The following is a 4,228-nucleotide window of genomic DNA, read 5'->3' as shown; positions in this document are numbered from 1 at the left end:
TTTTTATAATTCGGGCTTACTTACAATTAATAGTTAATAATAGAAAAACTGCACCTTAAAATTAACAATTTGGGTGCAGTTCATTTGAATAGTTCCATTTAAGGTTCTTTATTAATTATTAGTCTTAGTTAGTAGAAAAATGTTTTTTATCACAGACCATAAAATTCTTAATAAAAACGGTTTAGAATTCTTTTTATTTAGATCCAGTTGTCGTTCCAATTAATTCATCACCATTAAAAAAATGTGTAAATTTATCGTCTTATCATTCTTTTGTAAATCATATGTCCACTGGTTATCCTTCTTTTCAATTGGTTCACCAAGAGTATCCACAATATCCGACTTTGTCATACCTTCCTTCAGTTTATCTACCTGATCTTGTTTTACAGTACCTTCTTTATTACCACAAGCAACGATTGCAAATGATAATATAACAATAGAAACTATAGCTAAAACTTTTTTCATTTTTTAACCGCCCGTTCAATATATTGAAAAATTCAGCATTATATCTACCACTTTAGTAGTGGATTACTTTTCAGTATTAATATATTCTCTAATAATTTCGCGCCTGCATACTCTCTTTTCATCAGGAGATTTATTAGTCATGTAACTTATCAAGAAATTCCGTAAATGTTGCCGCAACGTAAAATACATTTTCTCTAGCACGTTCTTCAGCCTGGTCTTCTGTTAATCCCTCTTCACGCATCAACATTTCTTTTTCTCCTGCATTTTCATGCTCCCAAAAAACTACTATTGGGTTTTCTTTATTATTTTTATAATCGAAGCAAATTAAATTTCCAGCTGGATCGTTTGCAATAGGGAAGACCTTTTGCGGAAGGGTAGGTTTGTATATTTCATACTTTTTAACAATATACTCACTACTTTCCTCATCAAAGCTAAATAAACTACCAAAGCATCGCTCTGCATTGCCTACATTAAATTCCTCAGGAAAAACACTCGCACCTCCATTCTTTTTTACACAATTAATATAATCTTGAGGTAAATTGAAGCCTAATTGTAATCCAACTTCTTTAATCTTATTTTCTGATACTTCTAAATCAGCATATTCCCACTCTAAATCTTTTCTCATCTAATACCCTCTCCCCATAATTTATTTCCACCTAGCTGATTTGCTTCATGGACTTTTGAAATAAGAAACTTGATTTTTTTAACCGCCTTCAAAAACTTCATCATTTATTGCCATTTTCAATTCTCCTCGTACTATTTATTTGCAAATCCCCCAGGTTCAAAGGCGCCTGCGTTTATCTTTTCAACACCACCAAGATGTCCAAATTTGGCGTTTATTTCTGTTGGCACAAGTTGCATAGTTACTCCATCATTTAACTCATGCCATGTTAAATTGTTTTTTACTCGGTATTTTTCTATGTCTTTTGCTCTAATTCCACCAGACTCCATTCCAAATTGATGTGCCAATTCTGGGGAATTATTAAGTTGATCTGCTAATTTTTCATTTGCTTAGCCAAAATTATAACTTCTAGCAGCATTTCCTTTAGAACCTTTTCCTCCAAGCATATAGTTTTAATTGGTCCGGTGGGGGCTTAAGTATGACTTAGATTCACCACTTTATTCCCCCAAATTCAACTTTTGGATTCTCTAATGCGGAATGCAGGTGTCTGATTAAGTCTAGCTTTAAAGAATTAGTGTATTTGATAAATTAAAATTGAGCCACATTTCAATGGTTCGATCACAAAAAAAATAAGCCACTTGATTTCCAATTAACAAATCCTCTCTTAAGATTGAAAGTGACCAAACTTTTAATATAGAGAGAGGAAAAAAGGATGATCAACATGGCTCAATTTTATAATATCAAATTCTTACATGAGGTAGAAGGGCTGTCACAGCGACAGATTGCCCAAAAATTGGGGATTTCGAGAAATACCGTTAGTAAATATCTTAAACAGAATGAAGCTCCCACAACTATAAATCGGCAAAATAGCTATATCGGAAGAGAATACTCTGATGAAACAAGGAGAGTCTTGCCAATAATAGATCAGTGGCTTGAAGATGATCTCAAACGTTGGGGAAAACAAAAACATACTGCAGCTCGAATATTTCGTAGATTGCAAGATGAATATAATTTTAAAGGCTCCGAATCAAATATCCGTAAGGTTGTTGCCAAACGCAGGAAAAAACTACAGGATGTCTTTATCCCTCTTGATTTTCAACTCGGCCACCAATTCCAATTCGACTGGGGAGAGGCGGATATTATTCTACAGGGTCGAACACAACGAATTTACCTCTTTTGTATGCAGCTTTCGGCAAGTCGAGTACGATTTGCACGCGCATACCTTCATGAGAAACAAGAGGCTTTCTTAGATGGCTTTGTCCATGCGTTTGAGTTCTTTGGTGGTGTACCAACAGAAGGGCTTTTTGATAACTTAAAAACAGCTGTAGTAAAAATACTCCAAGGTAGAGATCGCTTGGAACAGGAGGCATTCCTAGCTTTACAAGCTCACTACTTGTTCAAGGCAGAATTTTGTAATGTCCGGTCTGGAAATGAAAAAGGCCGCATAGAAGGAACAGTTGGGTATGTAAGAAGAAATGCCCTTGTCCCGTTACCCGAAGTCCAATCATTGGATGAATTAAATGACCACCTTTTGAAATGGTGCTTAAAGGATGCCGAACAGAAAACGGTCCCCCACACCAATGAAAAAGTGGCGCAAATGTGGGAAAAGGAAAAAGAATATCTGCACCCACTTCCGGAAAAGAAATTTGAAGCTTGCAGGCTGGTTTCCTGCCAGGTTAACAAGACATCTTTAATTACTGTAGAGACAAATCAGTATTCTATCCCTTGTAGCTATGTTGGCCAAGGTGTATGGGTCAAAATTTTTGTCGATCGTGTGAGCGTTGTGGCTCAAAATCAAGTGATCGCAGAACATCCTCGTTCTTATGAACGAAACCAAATGATCACAAACCTGGATCATTACCTTGAGGCATTATTGAAAAAGCCTCGAGCAATTCGGGATGCCCATGCATTCCAATCGTCTGATATTCCGGATGTGTTCAGGCGTTTTCATCGAAAGATGAGAGAACATGAAGGAGCCTCGGGTGATCGCAAATTTATCCGACTTCTCCTCCTTCATCGGGAGATAGGAATGGAAAAGTTGACTCAAGCCTTACTTGAAGCTGAACAAGCACAGATCTATCGGTACGAAGTCGTACATGAAATCATTCAAAGGCTCTCAAATAACTGCTTAAAAATCCAGGATCTATCTAAGGAGAAAACGCCGGTAAATCTACTGGACTATAAGATTCAAAAGGCAAATATTGCCCAGTATGGACAATTAACGGGAGGTCAGATGAAATGACAACAGAGATACTTTTAGATCATTTAACAAAACAACTAAGAATGCCTACCATCGCCAAGCAATATCGTTCTCTTGCAAGAGAAGCAGAAGAAAGAAATCTGCAATACGAAGAATATTTACTGGCATTACTTGAAATAGAAGTCCAGGCACGAGAGGAAAATCAAAGGCAAAGAAGGCTGAAACAAGCTGCATTTCCAGTCCATAAAACATTAGATACCTATGACTTTTCTTTAATGCCAAGTTTAAATCGAAACCGATTTCTTACTCTTGCAAAAGGTGAATTTGTCGAGAAAAAAGAGAATATAATTTTTTTAGGAAACAGTGGAACAGGAAAAACCCATTTGGCCACGGGCCTTGGAATCGCTATGATCCAAAATGGTTACAAAACAAAATTCATTACAGCTGCCGAGTTGGTAGAAGAGCTACTCATAGCTAAGGAAGAGCATAAACTTGGGGCGTTTGAGAAGAAGTGGCTCAAAAACGATGTGATCATCGTGGATGAGCTCGGTTACATCCCCTTCTCTAAAACGGGAGCAGAGCTATTATTTCAGTTCTTTTCAAGCCGTTATGAACGTGCAAGTGTTATCATTACGACGAATCTTGAATTTACAGAATGGACGAACATTTTTGGAGATGAAAAAATGACCGCAGCTTTACTTGACCGGCTTACTCACCGCTCACACATTCTTTTGCTTAATGGAGAATCATATCGATTCCGCCAAAGTTTAAAGCAAAAAGAAAATGAAGAGTAGGAGTAACGTGCGAGGTGTTTAGGTTTCTTGCCCCTCTCCCGGGGCAAGAAACCTAAACACCCATCTTCTCCCATATATAGGAGTGCTTATTCCAAGAGTGGCTCACTTTTGAAGTGATCGCTTTGGCTCAATTTATTATTGACAAAAACA

5 protein-coding genes are annotated in these 4,228 nt (G+C 37.1%); 2 read left to right on the top strand and 3 right to left on the bottom strand.

What is annotated here, in order from left to right; all coding sequences use genetic code 11:
- Nucleotides 1-219: 219 nt before the first annotated feature.
- The 3 genes from bamE to B5V89_RS19180 form a co-directional block, all read right to left on the bottom strand.
- Entirely contained in the window at nucleotides 220-462 is a 243-nt protein-coding gene (bamE, locus tag B5V89_RS19190) for an outer membrane protein assembly factor BamE domain-containing protein (RefSeq protein WP_066228266.1), read from the bottom strand.
- 133 nt (nucleotides 463-595) lie between these two features.
- Nucleotides 596-1,087, bottom strand: a complete 492-nt coding sequence (locus tag B5V89_RS19185) for an SMI1/KNR4 family protein (RefSeq protein ID WP_066233658.1) — start codon at nucleotides 1,085-1,087, stop codon at nucleotides 596-598.
- Between the two features lie 131 nt (nucleotides 1,088-1,218).
- Nucleotides 1,219-1,431, bottom strand: coding sequence for an HNH endonuclease (locus tag B5V89_RS19180; protein ID WP_235598408.1), 213 nt, complete (start codon nucleotides 1,429-1,431; stop codon nucleotides 1,219-1,221).
- Nucleotides 1,432-1,796: 365 nt separating this feature from the next.
- Here B5V89_RS19180 and istA point away from each other — a divergent pair, with 365 nt between their 5' ends.
- Together istA and istB are read left to right on the top strand one after the other, a co-directional pair.
- Nucleotides 1,797-3,326 carry an IS21 family transposase gene (istA, locus tag B5V89_RS19170; RefSeq protein WP_066234710.1) on the top strand — a complete coding sequence of 510 codons (1,530 nt, stop codon included), beginning with the start codon at nucleotides 1,797-1,799 and terminating at the stop codon, nucleotides 3,324-3,326.
- Nucleotides 3,323-4,078 (top strand): IS21-like element helper ATPase IstB, encoded by a 756-nt coding sequence (gene istB / locus B5V89_RS19165; protein WP_107982156.1) that lies wholly within the window; start codon nucleotides 3,323-3,325, stop codon nucleotides 4,076-4,078. The genes istA and istB overlap by 4 nt, the downstream gene beginning before the upstream one ends.
- Nucleotides 4,079-4,228 lie beyond the last annotated feature (150 nt).

It is taken from the genome of Heyndrickxia sporothermodurans, from assembly GCF_003055045.1.
Taxonomy (GTDB): Bacteria; Bacillota; Bacilli; order Bacillales; family Bacillaceae_C; genus Heyndrickxia; species Heyndrickxia sporothermodurans.
The sequence above is the reverse complement of the archived record's forward strand: the minus strand, read 5'-3'. Positions and strand labels throughout refer to the sequence as shown.

Coding starts and splice junctions, on each gene's coding strand:
- B5V89_RS19185 (WP_066233658.1), bottom strand. CDS start 1,087: ATGAGAAAAGATTTAGAGTGGGAATATGCTGATTTAGAAGTATCAGAA.
- istA (WP_066234710.1), top strand. CDS start 1,797: ATGATCAACATGGCTCAATTTTATAATATCAAATTCTTACATGAGGTA.
- istB (WP_107982156.1), top strand. CDS start 3,323: ATGACAACAGAGATACTTTTAGATCATTTAACAAAACAACTAAGAATG.
- bamE (WP_066228266.1), bottom strand. CDS start 462: ATGAAAAAAGTTTTAGCTATAGTTTCTATTGTTATATTATCATTTGCA.